At 73.1% G+C, this 18,388-nt stretch carries 13 protein-coding genes; 2 read left to right on the top strand and 11 right to left on the bottom strand.

The window, feature by feature from the left end:
• Positions 1–36: 36 nt before the first annotated feature.
• The 6 genes from AC6EXY_RS22405 to AC6EXY_RS22380 form a co-directional block, all read right to left on the bottom strand.
• The gene (locus tag AC6EXY_RS22405; RefSeq protein WP_499818052.1) at positions 37–3,234 is read right to left on the bottom strand and encodes an acyltransferase family protein; all 3,198 of its coding nucleotides are present in this window, start codon (positions 3,232–3,234) and stop codon (positions 37–39) included.
• Positions 3,235–3,466: 232 nt separating this feature from the next.
• A complete protein-coding gene (locus tag AC6EXY_RS22400) occupies positions 3,467–4,246 on the bottom strand; it encodes a class I SAM-dependent methyltransferase (protein WP_101833391.1) in 780 nt (259 codons plus the stop codon).
• 43 nt (positions 4,247–4,289) lie between these two features.
• Entirely contained in the window at positions 4,290–5,261 is a 972-nt protein-coding gene (locus tag AC6EXY_RS22395) for a sugar phosphate isomerase/epimerase family protein (RefSeq protein WP_423748126.1), read from the bottom strand.
• A 262-nt stretch (positions 5,262–5,523) separates the two neighbouring features.
• Entirely contained in the window at positions 5,524–6,624 is a 1,101-nt protein-coding gene (locus tag AC6EXY_RS22390; protein WP_499818053.1) for a Ppx/GppA phosphatase family protein, read from the bottom strand.
• 242 nt (positions 6,625–6,866) lie between these two features.
• Positions 6,867–7,547: a response regulator gene (locus tag AC6EXY_RS22385; protein ID WP_101833390.1), complete on the bottom strand. Its 681-nt coding sequence runs from the start codon at positions 7,545–7,547 to the stop codon at positions 6,867–6,869.
• Complete coding sequence (locus tag AC6EXY_RS22380; protein WP_101833389.1) at positions 7,544–8,986, bottom strand: sensor histidine kinase; 1,443 nt, start codon at positions 8,984–8,986, stop codon at positions 7,544–7,546. Before AC6EXY_RS22380 ends, AC6EXY_RS22385 begins: the two co-directional genes overlap by 4 nt.
• 341 nt (positions 8,987–9,327) lie before the next feature.
• Between AC6EXY_RS22380 and phoU the strand changes: the two genes are divergently transcribed.
• Entirely contained in the window at positions 9,328–9,975 is a 648-nt protein-coding gene (phoU, locus tag AC6EXY_RS22375; protein WP_101833388.1) for a phosphate signaling complex protein PhoU, read from the top strand.
• Between the two features lie 53 nt (positions 9,976–10,028).
• Here phoU and AC6EXY_RS22370 read toward each other — a convergent pair whose 3' ends face one another.
• Positions 10,029–10,766 carry a phosphoglyceromutase gene (locus AC6EXY_RS22370; RefSeq protein ID WP_101833387.1) on the bottom strand — a complete coding sequence of 246 codons (738 nt, stop codon included), beginning with the start codon at positions 10,764–10,766 and terminating at the stop codon, positions 10,029–10,031.
• Positions 10,767–11,762: 996 nt separating this feature from the next.
• Between AC6EXY_RS22370 and ygfZ the strand changes: the two genes are divergently transcribed.
• Positions 11,763–12,983 (top strand): CAF17-like 4Fe-4S cluster assembly/insertion protein YgfZ, encoded by a 1,221-nt coding sequence (gene ygfZ / locus AC6EXY_RS22365; protein WP_101833386.1) that lies wholly within the window; start codon positions 11,763–11,765, stop codon positions 12,981–12,983.
• A gap of 37 nt (positions 12,984–13,020) precedes the next feature.
• Here the strand turns inward: ygfZ and AC6EXY_RS22360 are convergent, their stop codons facing one another.
• The 4 genes from AC6EXY_RS22360 to AC6EXY_RS22345 form a co-directional block, all read right to left on the bottom strand.
• Positions 13,021–14,370 carry an NsdA family TPR-like regulatory protein gene (locus AC6EXY_RS22360; protein WP_101833385.1) on the bottom strand — a complete coding sequence of 450 codons (1,350 nt, stop codon included), beginning with the start codon at positions 14,368–14,370 and terminating at the stop codon, positions 13,021–13,023.
• A 511-nt stretch (positions 14,371–14,881) separates the two neighbouring features.
• Complete coding sequence (locus AC6EXY_RS22355; RefSeq protein WP_101833414.1) at positions 14,882–16,033, bottom strand: ABC transporter ATP-binding protein; 1,152 nt, start codon at positions 16,031–16,033, stop codon at positions 14,882–14,884.
• A 95-nt stretch (positions 16,034–16,128) separates the two neighbouring features.
• Positions 16,129–17,481, bottom strand: a complete 1,353-nt coding sequence (locus AC6EXY_RS22350) for an extracellular solute-binding protein (protein ID WP_101833413.1) — start codon at positions 17,479–17,481, stop codon at positions 16,129–16,131.
• Positions 17,482–17,494: 13 nt separating this feature from the next.
• Positions 17,495–18,388 (bottom strand): carbohydrate ABC transporter permease (locus AC6EXY_RS22345; RefSeq protein ID WP_499842400.1); only part of this gene is annotated, 894 nt, incomplete at its 5' end.

The following is an 18,388-nucleotide window of genomic DNA, read 5'->3' as shown; positions in this document are numbered from 1 at the left end:
CCGCCCCGCGGGGTGGTCGGGGCGGCGAGGAGCGACTCAGGTGCGCGCGGCGCCGCCCTGGCCGGACCATCCGTCGTGTGCGGGCGGCCAGCCCGCCCGGGCACGCGGATCCCGCTCCGGCACCGGTTCCCAGCCGGCCTGCCGGTCCTGGCCCTGGTAGCCGCCGGGGGTGGCCTCCCGGACCAGTTCGCCGGTGTAGACCTCGTCGACGTAGGCGGGGTCGGCCGGGGGACGGCTCGGCCCGGTCACCTCGCCGCCGCCCGCCCAGGGCCGGGCGTACCCCTCGTCGACCCAGATGTCGTCGTCCGGACCCGCGGCGCCCCGGTCGTCCCAGGTACCCCGGTCGTCCCAGGTACCCCGGTCGTCCCAGGTACCCCGGTCGTCCCAGGTGCCCCGGTCGTTCCAGCTGCCCCGGGGCGGGCCGGCGCGGCCGTCGGTGTCCTGGTCGTAGAAGTCCGTCGCGCGCTCGGCGCCGCCGTGGCCCGCCGCCGCCCGCCGTGCGTCCCAGCTGGTGTCCTGAGCCGGCCGGTCGTCCATCGGGTAGGGATCCGCCGCGGGCGGACCGCTCGGCGGGTACCCGTCGCCCGACGCGTACTGACCACCCGGCCCGTACCGATCGCCCGACGCGTACTGGCCGTGCGGGGTGTCCTGATCACCCCGCCCGTACCGATCGCCCGACGCGTACCGGCCAGCCGGTGCGTGCTGATCGACCGGCGGGTAGGGACCCCCCGACGCCTGCCGACCGCTCGGCACGTACTGGTCGCCGGACTCGTACCCGCCATCCGGCGCGTACTGGCCGCCCGGCGCGTATCCGACGGCCGGGTCAGGCTGGCCGCCCGGCGCGTACGCGGCACCGGGCGCGGGTCGGCCACCGGCCGCGTGGGCGTCGACCGGTGCTTGGCGGCCGGCCCGCGAGTACGGATCGTTCGCGCCGTACGGATCGTCCGGGTACGGGCTGTGCGCCAAGCGCCCATCGCCGGCGGAGTACTGATCGTCCCGGGAATCGACGAGATCCCGGTCGTCGCGGTCGCCGTCCTGCCCGGCGTCCCGCCACTGTCCCGCGCCCCGCCCCTGCCCATCGACCTGGCCCTGCCCATGGACCTGGCTCTGTCCATCGGCCCGACCCTGCTCATCGGCCCAACCCTGGCGAGCACCCCAACCCTGCTCGTCGGCCCATCCCGGACCGGCGGCCCAGTGATCCGCGGCGCGGTCGCCGTCCCAGCCCCGGGCGGCGGACCCGGCCCACTCGGCGCCGTCGCCCGGACCGGCCAGCGCCGGGGCGCGGTCGTCCCAACCATCACCGCCGCGGGCTCGTCCGTCGGCCGTGGCACGGTCCCGACCGCCTGGCCCGGACGGGCGGGTGCCGCGCCGGGCGCCGAGGTTCAGCCAGGCGGTGTCCTCGGAGTCCCCGCCGCGGTCGATCGAGACCGGTGCGAGGTCGAGCGGCTCGGGCGCCGGCCGGGCGGCGGGCACCGCGCTGGGGGCCGGCCCGCGTGGGGTGTCGGCCCACTTCGGCCGAGCGCGCTGGGCGGGCTTCTCGATGAAACGGTTCGAGAAGTACGCGACGAACGTGCTCGCGGCCGCCGCGCAGACCACCGATGGCCACAGCCCGATCCGCGGCACCAACTGGCCGTTGGCCGCGGAGATCACCGGATAGTGCCACAGGTAGATGCTGAACGTGATCTTCCCGAGGAAGGCCATCCTCGGCCGGCCGACGAGACGGACCCAGGCGGCGTCCCGGCGCAGATCGGCACTGAGGACGATGATCGCGGCGAGTGCGGCGCTCGGCAGGTAGGCGGCGTGGTCCAGCCAGTTCGACCGCAGGCCGTCCTTGTTGGGCCCGAGGAAGGCGAAGAACACCAGGCAGACCGCGGCCACCGGGCCGAGCGCCGCGATGATCCCGCCGGCGCGCCAGCGGCCCACCGCGGCCGCCCGGACCGCGGCACCCGCCGCCGTGCCGCCCGCCCTGCCTCCGCCGGTGTCCGCGCGGCCGGACCTCGCCCGCCGCCGTCGCCCCCCGGCGCCGGGCTCCTCCGCCAGGTCCTCGTCGCGGGCCAGCGCGCGCAGCCGGTTCTCCCGCCACACCGCGGTCAGGCACCCGACCAGGAGCGGCGCGACATGGGTGTCCAGCGCGAGATAGATCCGGGAGTGCGGCGCGCCTCGGCTCGCCACCAGGTAGGTCCACGCGGCGACGATCACGATCATGGCGACCAGAATCCGGGCCAGGTGCGGGCGCAGCCGCTCGGACCGGGTGACGAGCACGAACAGGCCCGGCCAGAGCAGGTAGAACTGCTCCTCCAGGGACAGCGACCAGACGTGCGCCAGCCAGCGCCCACCCGCCGCCGGGTGCAGCACCTTGTACCAGTTGTTGACGTTGAAGAAGGCGGACACCGCGCTGCCGAGGTAGTCGTTCCGGAAGGCGATGTCATTCCATTTGAACGCGACGGTGACGGCTAGTCCGACAAGGAGGTAGACCCACATCGCGGGCATGAGCCGGAACGCGCGGCGCACCAGGAATCGGCCGATCGAGACCGTCCCCGTCCGGCTGCGCTCGGCGAGCAGCAACGCCGTGATCAGAAAGCCGCTCAGCACGAAGAACATGTCGACGGCGACGTTGCTGGCGTGGATGGCGCCCATGTGGCCGGCAAGGATGATGTAGATGCAGATCACCCGCATGCCGTCGAGCGCGGGATTGTAGGCGAACTTCGCCGCCAGATCCCCGGCCGAGAGGCCGGCCCCGGGACGTGCCGGCGCCACCGGTTGGCCCCCCACCGGCGCCTCGGACGCGCGCCGCCGCGCCGCGCGCGGCTGCGACGGGTGCCGCTGCGCGGATCGCGAGTCCGCCCCGTGCTCGTCCGCCCCATGATCGTCCGCGTCGTGCGCGTCCGCGTCGTGCCTGGCCACCTGACGCGGGTCCGGGTCTCGCCGGCCCGCCGGGCGCACGTCCGAGGAGTACGGATCGGTCGCCCGCGGGTTCGTCGGGCGGCGGCCCGCCGGGCGTGCGGCCGCGGCGCGCGGTTCGGGCGGGTAGGGGTCCCTGCCGCGCCTGCGTCCAGTGGTCGCCGAGGGTAGGTCGGTCGCCTCGTCCCGATCCGCAGCATGCCGCATGACGACCGTCGCCTCCCTCTCCAGCACGCCGGCGGTCGGCGGCCCCTCGGGGGTGACGTGGTGCCGGAACTGGCCGTCCCGGCGGTGGCGCAGTCCACGGTCGCCGGCCCAGACCGGCTCCCCCATCGTCCCGCTACGCCTGCAAAGTACGACACCACCCCACGAACGCCGCAAGACTAACGGATCGGTAAAACGCCCCGAACGCGGGTGTGCCGTCCGCAATGCGACAACACCACAGCAATTACCAACAGTCCCCACATCATTACCTAGAATGCATGTCGCGCGACAACGCGTTACCGCTGGTCGGCGGAGAAACGATCAGCGGGCCCCGGCGATCGGCCGGCCGGCCGCCCCGTGTTCAGTCGAGGGGTGTGCGGGCTATCACGAGCAGGGTACGGAACGGTTCGACGACGATGCCGTCGGGAAAGGCCCGCAGGACGGTGCGCCGCTCGGCGTCCAGAAAGTCGTCGAGACGATCACCGATTGCCGCGACGTAGGACCTGGAACGCTGCCAGATCAGATAGTCGTCAATTCCGATGCGACGCGCCCAGCGCCCGGTGAGCGTGACCACCTCGTCGAAGTGACCCGTCCAGCGCAGCTCGTCGGCGAAGGGCCGCCGGCGGTAGTCCCGACGATAGCCCGGGCTCATCCGTTCCAGGCGCTCCTGCTGCCGCTGCCACCAGCGCGCGTCCGGCGCGTCGACGTCGTTCCACCACACCGCGAGCGCGCCGCCGGGGCGCAGCACCCGGGCGGCCTGCGCCGCGGCGACCGGCACGTCCACCCAGTGCCAAGCCTGCGCGTAGGTGATCAGATCGGCCACCGAGTCCCGAAACGGCAGCGCCTCCCCGTCGCCGCGCAGCGCCGGCAGGTCGGGAGTGCGCTCCAGCAGGCGGGCGAGCATCGCCGTGCCGGGCTCCACCGCGACGACCCGCGCGCCGCGATCGCGCAGCAGGCGGGTGGCGATACCGGTGCCCGCCCCCACGTCGACGACGTCCGCGCCGGCGAGCGGCCGGCCGAGGATGCGTTCGATGTCGGTGAGGACATGCTCCGGGTACCCCGGACGCGCCGCCGCGTAGGCGTCCGCCAACGGGTCGAACAACGAGCCGGTGGGGATACGACCGTGTGTCACACCGCACATGGTGCCGATCCGCGGCGGCCCTGTCAGCCTCCGGGCGGCACTGTCAGCCCTGCGGGAGGCTCAGTCCCGCGACCGAGGGCGCGGCGAAGTGCAACCGGGTGAACGCCAGCGCCTCCGCGAGGTCGGCCTCCCGCTGCGCGCGCGACTCGGCGCGCCGCGTGTTGATCTCGACGACGATCGTGCCGTCGAACCCGCGGATGGCAAGCAGTTCCAGCAGGTCGGCGCAGGGCTGCGTGCCGCGGCCGGGGACGAGGTGCTCGTCCTTGGCCGAGCCGACGCCGTCGGCCATGTGCACGTGGACCAGCCGCTCCCCGAGCTCACCGGCCATCGCCATCGGGTCGGAGCGCGACACGCTGGTGTGCGACAGGTCGAGGGTGACGTGGGCGTAGTCGTCCTCGACGGGCGACCAGTCCGGCGCGTAGGCGGAGACCTCCCTGCCCCGGGCCCGCAGCGGGAACATGTTCTCCACGGCGAAGCGGATGTCGGTCTCCCCGGCCATCCGCTCGATGCCGGTCACGAACTCGCGGGCGTAGTCCCGCTGCCAGCGAAACGGCGGGTGGACGACGACGGTGGGCGCGTCGAGGGACTCGGCCACCGTGCGGGCGCGGACCAGCTTCGCCCACGGGTCAGTACCCCACACCCGCTGGGTGAGCAGCAGGCAGGGCGCGTGGATCGCGAGGATCGGGATGCCGTGATAGTCGACGAGACGGCGCAGCGCCTGCGGATCCTGGCTGACCGGATCGGTCCAGACCATGATCTCCACGCCGTCGTACCCGAGCCGGGCGGCCATCTCGAAGGCCGACGCCGTCGACTCGGGATAGGTCGACGCGGTGGACAGCGCGACCCGCGCCGCCGCAGCGTTCGGGCGCGGCGTGGCCCGCGGCGCCACCCGCGGCGAGGCGATGATCGACCCGGTCGTGCGGCCGGTGGCAGGGGTGGCGCCCGGGGCGCTGGACGCGTCGCCCGGCCCGTCGCCGTCGGCCAGGGGCTGCTCCGGTGACGGGTCGGGCGTCATCACGACCGGCGGAACCGGCCGTGTGCTCTCCCGCCACACCCGCAATCCATCTCCCTGCCGTGCGATCCGGCGGCCGGGCCTGCCGGCCGACCCCCTCACCAAGGCTAGGCCATCTCCGCGGGTTCGCCCGGGGAGATGGCGGGCGGACGAGGGTGCGGATCCCCACATCGCGCGTGACAGCGGCCACATCCGACAATCGTCTCGCCGGCATCCGATATCGGCAACCCAAATGTCCCTTTTGGGCGTCGTGACAAACACCCGGTCAGCCCGAGGTGAGCCAGTCCAGCCGCCGCAGGATCACACCCTCCCGCAGCGCCCACGGGCAGATCTCCGCCTCCTCGACGCTGAACAGGTCGAGCGCCTCGGCCGCCACCACGGCGCCGGCGAGCAGCTGCCCCGCCCGCGACGCCGACACGCCCGGCAGCGCCGCCCGCTCCTGCGCGGGCATCCGGGCCAGCCGGGCGACCACCTCCGCCACGTCGTCGCGCCGCAGCACGCGCCGGGTGTAGGGCCCACGGCTGTACGGCTCGGCGCCGGCGATGCGGGCCAGCGAGCGAAACGTCTTCGACGTCGCGACGGCCCGGGTGTGCTCGCCGAGGTGGTAGATCGTGCCGACGACCGGCGCGATCTGGGCGCGAACGTAGCGGCGAAGCTCGGCGAGCTCGCCCCGCTTCGGCGGATCGCCCGCGGCCAGCCAGTCCCGGGTCAGCCGGCTCGCGCCGAGCGGCAGCGACGCCACCACCTCCGGGTCCTCGTGCATGCCGGCACCGATCTCCAGCGAGCCGCCGCCGATGTCGAGCGCCAGCAGCCGCCCGGCACTCCAGCCGAACCAGCGCCGCACGGCGAGGAAGGTGAGCCGGGCCTCCTCCTCCCCCGACAGCATCCCGATAGCGACGCCCGTCGCGCCCTTGACCCGGTCGAGCACCTGTTCGCCGTTGCTCGCCTCGCGCAGCGCCGACGTCGCGAAGGCGGCGAGGTCGTGGACGCCGAGCGCGTCCGCCTGCTGGCGCATGTCCAGCACGCACGCGGTGAGCGCCTGCTCGCCCTCGGGCCCGAGCGACCCGTCGGCCTCCAGCAGCTCGACCAGCCGCAACGGCACCCGCACACTCGCCGCCGGCTGCGGCTGCCCGCCCCGGTGCGCGTCGACGACCAGCAGGTGGACCGTGTTCGACCCGATGTCGATCACACCGAGGCGCATCGGTCCCGGATGCGGCCCGGCGGGTAGTGGGCTGACGTCGACCGCGGCCCGCCGGGCCGGCGCGCCCGGGGCCAGCACGCCGGGCGCCAGCACGTCACCGACCGCGACCTCCCCGGACGGTGCCGCCACACCCGCCACGCCCACCGCCAGAACCTCTCCGGCCACGACGCCATCCCCGCCCGCGGCGTCCCCGGCGGGGACGCCCTCGGCGGGAGCCTCCCCCGGCGGCGCGCCGGTCTCCTCCCCTGCCGGCGTCTCCCCGTCTGACGAAGCCCTGACCAGCGCCTTCCTGGCCGAGGCAGCCCCGGACGAGGAGCTCGCACGGTGGGTCCCGAGCGGGAACCACCCCCCCGGGCGCACACCACCGAGCACCTGACCACCGCCCCCTCAGAGCGTGACCCCTGAGGTCACGGCTCGAACTTGTAGCCCAGCCCCCGCACCGTCACCAGGTGCCGCGGGTTTCCGGGTTCCCGCTCAATCTTCGTCCGAAGCCTCTTGACATGTACGTCGAGGGTCTTCGTGTCCCCGACGTAGTCCGATCCCCACACCCGGTCGATCAGCTGGCCACGCGTCAGTACCCGACCGGCGTTGCGCAGGAACATCTCGAGCAGCTCGAACTCCTTGAGCGGGAGCGTCACCGTGGTGCCGTCGACCGTGACGACGTGGCGCTCCACGTCCATCCGGACCGGGCCGGCCTCCAGCGTCGCCTCCGTGACCTCCTCGGTCTCCGAGCGGCGGCGCAGCACCGCCCGGATCCGGGCGACGAGCTCCCGGGCCGAGAACGGCTTGGTGACGTAGTCGTCCGCGCCGAGCTCCAGGCCGAGCACCTTGTCGATCTCGCTGTCCCGGGCGGTCAGCATGATGATCGGCACGCTGGAGCGGGTCCGCAGGGTGCGGCACACCTCGGTACCGGACAGGCCGGGCAGCATGAGGTCGAGCAGGACGAGGTCCGCGCCACGGCGGTCGAACTCGGCCAGCGCGCTGGGGCCGTCGGCGACGACCCCCACTTCGAAGCCCTCCCGTTCGAGCATGAACGACAACGCATCGGAGAAGGACTCCTCGTCCTCGACCACGAGCAGCCGGGTCACCTGTTTTCCCCTGTCACCTCGGACGGACCGGCCGACCCGGACCGTGCGCTGGCAACGACGCCCCGCCCGCCATGATCACCCCTGGCGTCATGGTCGTCAGGAACATCGCCGAACTCGTCGGTGGCGCCGGAACCGGCCGGCACCTCCACGCCGCCCGCCTCGGGCGTCCCACCGGAACCGGGCGCCTCGGCCGCGCGGCCCGCCGCACCGGAGCTGGCCACCTCGCCGGAACCGGAACCGGCTTCCCCACCGGAGCCGTCCACGCCGGCCGTCTCGACCGTCTCGGCCGTCTCGGCCACGTCATGCTCCTCGGCGGGGGCGACGGCGGCGGGGTCGTCGGTGAACAGCGGCAGTCGCAGGGTGAACGTCGACCCGGCGCCCTCGGCGCTCCAGACCGTGACCGTCCCGCCGTGGTTGGTGGCGATGTGCTTGACGATCGCCAGCCCCAGCCCGGTGCCGCCGGTCGCCCGGGAGCGGGCCGGGTCCGCCCGGTAGAACCGTTCGAACACCCGCTCCAGATCCCGCTCGGAGATGCCGATGCCCTCGTCGGCGACGGAGATCTCGACCGTGCGCCCGCTGCGGCGGACGCCGAGCACGACGCGGGTGCCCCGCGGCGAGTAGCTGATCGCGTTGTCCAGCAGATTCGCCACCGCGGTGACCAGCTGGTTCTCGTCGCCGAGCACGCGCAGCCCGCCGTCGCCGATGACGGCGACGGAGATCGCGTGGGCCTGCGCGGCCAGCCGGGTGCGGTCGACCGCCTCGGTGAGCAGCTCCGCCGTCGGCAGCGGGCGCAGGTCGGGCAGCGGCTCCGCGCCCTGCAGCCGGGACAGGTCGATGATCTCCTGGACGAGCCGGGCGAGGCGGGCGGACTCGTGCGTCATCCGGGAGGCGAACCGGCGCACCGCCACCGGGTCCTCGCTGGCCGCGGCGACCGCTTCCGCGAGCACATGCAGCGCGCCGACCGGGGTCTTGAGCTCGTGGCTGACGTTGGCGACGAAGTCCCGCCGCACCGCCTCGACCCGGCGTGACTCCGTGATGTCATCCAGGATGACAGCAACATGACCGGCCGAGTCCAGGATGCGCGCCCGGGTGCGCACCGCGAGCGCCTTCTGGTCCGGTCGCGGCCGGGTGAGCGGCGGTTCGGGCACCGGCGGCAGGTCGATCTGGCGCTCACGGTCGCTGCCGGCGAGCCGGGTGGCGCGAACCAGCTCGGCCAGCTCGGCGAGGGCGAGCTCGTCCTGGCGGACCACGCCCATCCGGCGGGCGACCGTGTTGACCATGACCACGCGGTCGGCCGAGTCAAGCACGACCAGCCCGGTCGGCAGTCCGGAGAGCACCCTGCGGACCAGCCTGGCCGGCAGGACGGCGCCCTCGTCAGCACCACCATCCGGCCCGGTAGGCGCGGAATGGGGGGATGTCCTCCCGGGTACCAGCGTCATTGTCCATCCATGGTGTCGAGCCGGCCGACGGTGAGGGATAACTCGACGTAGTGTGCACGGGTTGTCACGGCATCTACCGACCTGTCACCCACCCGCCGCATGCTAGGTGCCGCCATGCCATGCGGGCATCGCCCTGCAAGCCTTCAGCGCCGATCGTCGCCCGTTGTTCATCGGATCTATCGTCGATGTTCACCGAACCGCGAGAGGTGCGCATCATCGTCGAGTTTCGGCGCGCCTACCGTCGCCGTTCCCGTGATCAGATGGATCCACGCATAGTTCGACGTCCCACCTGAACCACCCCTGCTGCCCCACGAACCATCATCGAAGAGAAGGAGCCGTCCGTGCGGGACGCCTTCACCGACGAACTCGAGAGCATCAACCAGTCACTGATCGAGATGACCAACCTGGTCGCCTCGGCCATGGCGCGGGCGACGACCGCTCTCCTCGACGCCGATCTCCAGCTCGCCGAGAACGTGATCAGCGGGGACGAGACTGTCGACCTGCTGCGCAACGAGATCGAGGAGCGGGCCTTCGACGTCATGGCCCGCCAGGCGCCGGTCGCGACCGACCTGCGGATGATGGTCACCACGCTGCGCATCGTCGCCGATCTGGAGCGCATGGGCGACCTCGCCCTGCACGTGGCGAAGGTCGCGCGCCGCCGCTACCCCGGCCGGGCGGTCCCGCCGGAGCTGCGGGCCAACCTGCTGGAGATGGGCCAGGTCGCGCAGCGCATCGTCGCCAAGGCCGGCTCGGTGATCGCCAGCCGGGACACCGACCTCGCCAAGCAGCTCGAGGCCGACGACGACGCGATGGACGGCCTGCACCGCGCGCTGTTCCACGTGCTGATCGAGAAGCCCTGGCCGCACGGCATGGAGGCGGCCATCGACATCACCCTGTGCGGGCGCTACTACGAGCGCTACGCCGACCACGCGGTCTCCGTGGCCCGCCGGGTGATCTATCTGGTCACCGGGGAGAACGCCGCCTCCTGAGGGAACCTGACCCAGGCCCGCGACGACGCGCGGGCCTGGCGGCATGTCTCGCGCTACTTCTTCGAGCCCTGGGCGGCGACGGCCGCCGCGGCGGTGGCGGCGGCGTCCGGGTCGAGGTACCCGGAGCTGACGACGCCGAGATCGTCGTCGAGTTCGTAGCGCAGCGGGATACCGGTGGGGATGTTCAGCCCGGCGATGTCGGTGTCGCTGATCCGGTCGAGGTGCTTGACGAGGGCCCGCAGCGAGTTGCCGTGCGCGGCGACCAGGACGGTCCGCCCGGCGCGCAGGTCCGGCACGATCGCGTCGTACCAGTACGGCAGCATCCGGACGACCACGTCGGCGAGGCACTCGGTGCGCGGGATGAGGTCGGGGGCGAGGTCGGCGTACCGCTCGTCCACCCCGCTGACCTGCTCCGGGCCGATCTCCGGCGGCGGCGTGTCGTAGGAGCGGCGCCACAGCTGGAACTGCTCCTCGCCGAACTTCTCCAGCGTCTCGGCCTTGTTCAGGCCCTGCAGGCCTCCGTAGTGGCGCTCGTTGAGCCGCCAGGAGCGCCGGACCGGCACCCAGGTCCGGCCGGCGGCGTCGAGCGCCAGCCACGCGGTGCGGATCGCCCTGGTCAGCACGGACGTGTGCACCACGTCCGGCAGGACACCCGCCTCGAGCAGCAGCTCACCGCCGCGGGTCGCTTCCTTCAGGCCCTTCTCGGACAGGTCGACGTCCACCCAGCCGGTGAACAGGTTCTCACGGTTCCAGTTGCTCTCACCGTGGCGGAGCAGGACGAGAGTCGGCATACCCGAGATCCTGCCTGGTGGGTCCGGGACTCGGCCAGCATTGCCGGTTCCTGCCGGTGTCCGTCCGCGTCATGGCCGGTCACGGCCGGTAGGGGACATGCCACGCAGGCCCGGACGGGCACGACCGGCCCGCAGGCGAGGACATCACCCGACGGGTAGTCGGCGAAGGGAGCGGTTCCGGGAGAAGGAAGCGGTCCGGCGAAGGGAACGGTCCGGGCGAAGGGAACAGTCCCGGAAAACGAGCGACCCCCGGGTGCCTCCGTCGCCGCGCGATGCGGACAACGGGCCGTCGGGACTTGTCGACGGCAGCCCGGGGGTCGGGTGATCTGCCTGGTACTCGCCGGTGCCGGTGCCCGTGGGCCACCCGGCTAGAGGTGAGGACCACGAGACCGGCTAGCGGACAGTCACCTCACGAGTCCTATGAGCATACAAAGTTTGGACCACCTCCCTTCTCGTGTACCGACGACGCTACGCGGCCCGGGCCGGGGCTCGCAACGCCTTTTTCCGCGCGCCGAGTGCGACGATCGCAACACCCCGTCCGGGAACAGGACAGCCCCGACCCGGCCAGGCCTGAGGAGTCCGCACCGAAGCCGGGACGCCGGACACCCGACACCCGACACCCGACACCCGACACCCGACACCCGACACCCGACACCCATGATCATCGCCGGTGTCGGTGTCAACCGGAACATCGAGGAGGGGCGGACTTCCCATGGGCGGGAAGCGCGCGCAGGGGACAGCGGCATCGTGTCGCGAATACGGCGTGTCGTGTCCAGTTTGTCCCCGTGTTCGCGACACGAACCGCCGTGACGTTGCCAGAACACGGCCACGAACCGCCGCGAGGCCGTGTAGGGCGGATCCCTGACCGCGGTCGCAGAAGATCAGGGCGCGGGGCCGCTCGACGCGGACGGCCGGGGCGCCACTCCACGGAAGACGGCCGGGGCGCCACCACTGCTGGGCCTGCCGGGGCTCGGTTGCCGGGCCTAGACTCGGAACATGACAGCAGGGTCACCCTTGCCCTCCCCCACCGATCCCGCTACTCGCTCCGCGCTGCTGGGCCTACCTGGCGCGGTGCCGGGCACGGGGCCTGACGCTCTGGTCGCCGCTCACTATGGCGATCCGCTGCGCGAGCAGCGGGCGATGGCCACGGGGGCCGCCGTTGTAGACCGGTCGGACCGGGCGGTGATACGCATCGCGGGGCCGGACCGGCTGAGCTGGCTGCACAGCATCACCTCGCAGCATCTGTCCGGGCTCGGCGCGATGCGCGGCAGCGAGGCGCTCGTCCTGTCGCCACAGGGGCACGTGGAACATCATCTCGTCCTGGCCGACGACGGCGCCGCCACCTGGGTGGATGTCGAGCCTGGGACGGCCGCCGGGCTGCTGCGGTACCTGGAGTCGATGCGGTTCCTGCTGCGGGTCGAGCCGGTGGACGTCAGCGCGGACACGGCCGTGCTGAGCGTGCTCGGGCCGGCGGCGGCGCGCACGGTCGCCGCGGTCCTCCTCGCCCCTGCCGACCCGGCCGCTTCCGCACCAGGCGGTGCGACCACGGACAGCCAGGCTGACGCGCCTGGCCGCCTCGACCTGCCCGAGCCGCTGTCCCCCGAGCCGACCGGCGCGCCGGTCAGCGGCCCCTACTCGGTCGCCCGCGCGGCGGACGGCACGCTCGTGCGACGGATGCCGTACGGGGTGGATCTGCTGGTCGAGCGGTCGGCCGTCGCGGGGACGGTCGAGCGGCTGCGGGCCGCCGGCGCGGTGCTCGCCGGGCTGTCCGCCTTCGAGGCGGAAAGGATCGCGGCGCGCCGGCCCCGGCTGGGCTTCGAGACCGACCATCGCACGATCCCGCACGAGGTGGGCTGGCTGACCAGCGCCGTGCACCTGGACAAGGGCTGCTACCGCGGTCAGGAGACCGTCGCCCGGGTGCACAATCTGGGCCGCCCGCCGCGCCGGCTCGTCCTGCTGCATCTGGACGGCGCGGTGGCGGCGCGGGGGTCGGCGGTGACGGCCGGCGGCCGTGAGGTCGGCTTCGTCGGCACCGCCGAGACGCATGCCGAGCTCGGGCCGATCGCGCTGGCGATCGTCAAGCGGTCCGTGCCGGCGGACGCCGCCCTGGTCGTCACCGACCCGGACGGCGCCGACCTCGCGGCGGCGATCGATCCCGACGGCGAGGTGGCGGTCCAGGCGCCCCAGCGCCCCGCCGGGCGTCTTCTGCGTTCCTGACTCCCGGCAAGGCCGCAGGTCGCCGAGCTGCCGCCGGTCAGGAGCTGCGGGCCAGCGCCTGGTCCAGCTCACGGGCGTCCGGGTCGGTGCTGTGGCGGCGCAGACGTCGGCGCAGCTCGTCGGCCCGGCGGGCGTTGCGCTTGGACCGGGTCGCCTCCAGCATCGGCAGTGCCTGCCGGGTCAGCGCGCAGCCCTGGTCGACGTTGCCCAGGTCGATCTGGACGGCGGCCCGGCGCAGCAGGTAGGTGGCCCGGTCCCGGGCGCGGGCGGCGGGCAGGACGGCGAGGGACCGCTCCAGCCACCGGTCGGCCTGGATGAGGTGGCCGAGGTCGATGAAGCAGCTGCCGATCTGGGCCTGGTACTCGCCCTCGTCGAAGTAGTCCGCCCAGGCCGGGTCCTCCGGGCGGGCCTCGTCCATCGCCTCCTCGGAGCGGGCGAGCGCCTCGGCGCAGGCGGTGGACTCCCCGATCGCGGCGTGTGCCCGGGCCCGGCGCATGTGCAGCATCGCGCCGACCCGGCCGGTGACGGGGCCGAGGCTGGCCACGGCGGCCTCGGCGAGGTCGACCGCCTCCCGCGGGCGGGCGAAGTCGACGCACTGTAGTGACATGTTCTTCAGCACGTTCGCCCCGAGCATCCGGTCGCCGCCGGTGTGCGCGGCGTGCAGCGCCGTGATCCAGTAGCGCTGCGCGGCCGTGTGGAACCCGGCGTCGAAGGAGACCCAGCCGGCGAAGCGGGCGAGCTCCGCCGCGACCGTGTGCAGGTGCCGGCCGACCACCTCGGTGTACGAGCCGCGGACCAGCAGATCGGCGACCACCCCGAGCTCGGCGTCGACGAGGCGGCGCACGCTCTCACCGCCGAGACGCTCGTCCATCACCCGCAGGCCGGGGATGTTGTGTTCGATCCGGTTGACGATCTGGTCGTCGACGCGGCCGCCGGCGAGCGCGGCGGCCAGCATCCCCGGCTCCAGCCCGAGCCACTGGGTGGCGAGCTCGGTGGCGCCGACGCCGGTGATCGTCAGGAAGCCGCGGCGGTCGGACAGGGCGTCCTCGACGACGTCCATGAGGGAGGTGACGCTGCCGCCGGCGGTCCAGGGGTACTCGGTGCGCACGGCGTCGCCGGTGGGGAGCCAGGCGGGCCAGGGGTGCGACTCGAGACGATCGTTGGGCACGCCGAGCTCGGCCGCCAGGGCGAGCTGGGAGACACGGTCGGGAACGACACCGCGGTGCTCCCAGCGCCAGACCTTCTGGCGTTCGGCGGCCATGTTCGCCACCCCGAGGTCACGGGCGCGGCGAGCGACCACACGGGCCAGCCGCTGATAGGACCAACCACGCTGCGCGCGGACGAATGCAAGCGGATGTGTGCAGGCGTGCGCGTTATCCGTCAGCATCGACGATCTCCTCGGGTCAGATCTCCTGGGGTCAATTCCGTGAGCGCCCACTAACGCTATGTCGCGACATCTTGGTGTCCCTAGCGATGACCCCGGTGCGATGCGTGCACAGAGGTCACGCCCGGACCACTGGCAGCCACGATTGCACGGTTGTCGCCCGGAATGCCCGAATCTTCGCGGAGAATGCCCGAATCTCGACCAGTATATGCGCCGAGGCACCAAACACCGAAGATCATGCCATCTGCCGCACCCCGGAGACCACATCCGCCACAATCACGACGCACCACGCACTCGGGGAAAACCACCGCACCGCACCCGCCGGAACCGATCCGACCGGACACCACCATCGCAGTCGATGGGCGTTTGTCGGACAGCAAATCACAGTGGACGGGCCGTTGGTCCACGTTTCGCGAAAATATCGGGCACCGACTGTCGGAGGATTCCGGCAAACAATTGTTATCGGTCGGCGCCGTATATCCGGTTGAACCGATGCATGCGAAATTTCTGCTATCTACGCACCCGGAAGCGAGGCGAGCCGGGCACCCGCCGCGTCGAAGAAGGTCAGCGCGGAGCGCGGCGCGCGCAGCGTCACCGCGGAGCCGGGGGTGGGCGCGAGCGTGGCGTCGACGCGGATGGCGACCTTCTGGCCGCCACAGCGCAGGTACACGGCCCGCTCGGCGCCGAGTCGCTCGGCGACGACGATGTGGCCGGCCAGCGCCAGCCCGGCATCGTCCACGCCCTGCGGACCGCGCCCCTCCCGCCCGTCCGCCACGGAACCGGAACCGGTGCGGGCCGCGGGAACGCCGTCAGGGGTCAGGTGCTCCGGGCGCACACCGACCGCGACCGCGCCCGCGGGCGCCGGCACGTCGAAGCCGTCGCCGCGCAGCCGTCCGGCCTCGAAGCGGCCGTCCCAGATGTTCATCGGCGGGCTGCCGACGAAGCCCGCGACGAAGCGGGTCACCGGCGTGTCGTAGACCTCGTCGGGCGTGCCGATCTGCTGGAGACGCCCGTCCCCGAGCACGGCGACCCGGTCTCCGATGGCCATCGCCTCGGCCTGGTCGTGCGTCACGAACAGGGCGGTGGTGCCCAGGCCGCGCAGCAGGTCGACGATCTCGACCCGCAGGTCGACGCGCAGCTGCGCGTCGAGCCCCGACATCGGCTCGTCCAGCAGGATGACCCGGGACCGGGTGGCCAGCGCGCGGCCGATCGCCACCCGCTGGCGCTGGCCGCCGGACATCGCCGCGGGCCGGCGGTCGGCGAGCTCGGAGATGCCGAGCAGGTCGAGGGTCTCCCGCGCCCGCGCGACGGCGGCGGCCTTCGGCAGGCCCCGGCCGTGGCGCAGCGCCAGAGTCAGGTTGTCCAGCGCCGTCTTGTGCGGATAGAGCGCGAAGTGCTGGAACACCATGGACACGTCGCGGCGGTGCGGTGGCACGCCGAGCTGGCTCGTCCCGTCGAAGCGCAGGTCGCCGGAGCTCGGCTCGTCGAGACCGGCGCAGATCCGCAGCAGCGTCGACTTCCCCGAGCCGGACGGCCCGAGCAGCGCGACGATCTCGCCGGCCCGCACCGACAGCGACACCTCCCGCAGCGCGGCCACGGCGCCGAACGACCGGCTGACCCGGTCGAACTCGATCGGCACCCCACCGACCACCGCACCGCCGAGCACCGCACCGCCGACCACCGCACCAGCGACCACCGCACCAGCGACCCCGACAGCCACCTCGCCGGCCCTCCCGCCGGCCGCCTCACCGACCGGGGCGCTCACCGGTTCAGCTCCTCGGCCTGCGTCTGGGCGTCGGCCAGGGTGCGGGCCGGATCCTCGCCACGGGTGATGCGCACGACCTGGTTGGACAGCGCGGTGGGCACCTCACCGCCGCGGGCACCGGTCCACACGGGCGCCTTCACCAACGAGCCGGTCAGCGCGAGGAACGGCTTGAGCTGCGGGTAGGTCTCGTAGAACGGGCCGAGCTGACTGATCGCCTGACTGTCCACCGGAATGTAGCTGAACGCCTCGGTGCTGGCGGCGACCACGTCCGGCGACAGCAGCGAGACGACCAGCTCGGTCGCCATCTCCTGCTGGCAGCGATCGGTGGCGAGCACGGTCAGCGCGTTGCCGCCGGCGACCGGGTGCTGGCTGCCACCGGGCAGCGTCGGGAACGGGATCGCGCCCGCGCGGAACCCCTTCGTCCCCTGGTCGGCGATGAACTTCAGACCGCCGGCGAGCGACGCGACGGTCACCGCGGTGATGGCGACCTGCCGGCGGATACCGAAGCGCAGCAGGCCCTGCTGGGTCGGGTCGTCGGACTGCGGGCCGTAGGTGCCGACCTTCGCCAGGAACTGCGCGGCCTCGCGGGCGGCGGGGGTGGTCAGCGCCGGGCGGCCGGCGGCGTCCTGGATCGGCGTGCCCTTCGAGCTGGCCAGCGTGTTGAGCACCCACTGACCGAACTGCTGGCCGGTCGGCAGGTCGATCGGCTGGACGTTCTGCCCGGATGCCTTGATCTTGTCCGCGGCGGCGATGACGCCGTCGGTCGTGGTGAGCGTCTTCGGGTCGACGCCGGCCTTCTGCAGGATGTCGAGGTTGTACACCAGCGCGAGCGTGGAGACCTGCTGGGGGATGCCGACGAGCTTGCCGTCGACCGTGCCCAGGCGCAGCAGGCGCTGGTCGTAGGTCGGACGCAGCAGCGACGGTGAGAGCACCTGGGCGCCGAGCTGGCGGGCGTAGACGGGCAGCTGGTCGAAGCCGGCGACGGCGACGTCGGCGGTCCGGCCGGCCGAGCGGTCGGCGCTGATCTGCTGGACGAGCGCGCTGTAGTCCGGGGCGGTCGCGGTCAGCTCGACGGTCAGGCCGGGGTGTGCCTTCTCCATGTACGCCTTGCCGGACTTCGCGACGTCGTTGAGCGTGCCGACGGCCGCCATCCGCAGAGTCTTCACCCTGGCGGCGCATTCGGGCGACGCCGTCGCCCCGGCCACGCCCGCGACGCCAGCGTCCGCCGTGCGGGCCGTCGGGCGCACGTCGTCGGCGGGGTTGGACGAGCCCCCGCCCCCGCCGCAGGCCGTGAGGACGATCATGCCGAGGGCGACGACCGTCGGCAGGGTTCGACGCATGCGCATCAGGCGGGGGTTCCTCTCAGGCTCCGGCGCCGGTGCCGGCGATCCCGGTGGCAAGACGACGTTGGGCGATGACGAAGACGGCGAGCGACGGCAGGCTGATGACCAGTGCCGCCGCGGCCAGTTCGGCGAAGTCGGGAATGATCGACGAGGAGTCCGTCAGCAGGCGGGCGAGGGCCAGCGGCGGGGTGGCGATCCCGGGCGAACGGGCGACCAGCAGCGGCCACAGGTACTCGTTGTAGGACAGCAGGAAGCTGAACACCGACACCGTCGCGATCGCCGGCGCGGCAAGCGGGACGACGATCGAGCGCAGCGTCCGCCACGTGCCCAGCCCGTCAATCCGGGCGGCGTCGAGGACGGACGCCGGAATCGTCGTCATGTACTGGCGGAGCATGAAGATCATGCCGGCCTGGGTCATGAACGGCAGGACGAGGCCGATTCTCGTGTCGGCGAGGCCGAGGGCGGAGATCGTCACGTAGTTCGGCACCGCCGTGATCTGTGACGGCACCAGCAGGGTGGCCAGCACCATGCCGAACGCCGCGGCGCGGCCGCGAAAGCGCAGGCAGGCGAAGGCGTAGGCGGCGGGGATCGCGGTGGCCAGCTGCAGCGCGAGGATCGCGAGGCTCACCCCCACCCCGGTCACCAGGGCCGACCCCAGGTCGGCGTCCTGCCACGCCCGCCGGAACGAGTCGAGGTGCACCTCGGACGGCAGTGGATTGGAGTTCAGGCTGAGCGCGGTCTGCGGCGGCCCGAGCGCGGTCCGCAGCATCCAGACGAACGGCAGCAGGGCGGCCGCGATGCCGACCGCGAGCAGCGCCCAGCGGGCGATGGTCCCGGGGGCCGGCAGCCGGCGCCGTCCCGCCCCCGGCCCCCGCTCGGGGCGGGCCGGATGCCGGCGCCGGGTGCCGGCCCC

The organism is Frankia sp. RB5, assembly GCF_059816245.1.
The sequence above is the reverse complement of the archived record's forward strand: the minus strand, read 5'-3'. Positions and strand labels throughout refer to the sequence as shown.